A 662-nucleotide genomic window follows, 5' to 3' on the forward strand; every position below is an offset into this window, starting at 1 on the left:
TTTTTTTTGTGCCAAAGGCTGATCTGCCATTTCAGCGACTGCAAGCCCATTTGCTAGCTGTAAACAGGTTTCTATACTGTCCGCTAAGCGAGAGGAAATATCATTGCTTACAACAATGCGGTCTACCACTACATCTATGTCATGTTTATACTTTTTATCAAGAGGAGGAATGTCGGGGATTTCATAGAATTTTCCATCAACTTTAGCGCGCTGGAATCCTTTTTTTAAAAGCTCTGTCAGCTCTTTTTTATATTCTCCCTTTCGTCCTCGGACGAGAGGTGCCATAATGAAAACCCGCGTACCTTCTTGTAAGGCCATAATTTGATCAACCATTTGGCTTACTGTCTGGCTCTCAATAGGAATTCCTGTGGTAGGCGAATGAGGAACACCGATACGTGCAAAGAGAAGCCGCATATAGTCGTGGATTTCAGTGATGGTTCCTACCGTTGAACGAGGGTTGCGGCTGGTTGTTTTTTGTTCAATGGAGATCGCTGGAGAAAGACCGTCTATTCTGTCCACATCTGGTTTTTGCATCACTTCTAGAAATTGGCGTGCGTAGGCAGAAAGACTTTCAACGTAGCGGCGTTGGCCTTCTGCGTAAATTGTATCAAAAGCTAAGGATGATTTACCTGACCCAGAAAGCCCCGTGATCACGATCAGTT

At 44.1% G+C, this 662-nt stretch carries 1 pseudogene; it reads right to left on the bottom strand.

The features are described 5' to 3' along the window. Window positions 1-662 (bottom strand): annotated as a pseudogene (locus J7R05_RS07430) (excinuclease ABC subunit UvrA); the annotation flags it as partial.

The sequence above is a fragment of the Bartonella capreoli genome, assembly GCF_902813205.1.
GTDB lineage: Bacteria > Pseudomonadota > Alphaproteobacteria > Rhizobiales > Rhizobiaceae > Bartonella > Bartonella schoenbuchensis.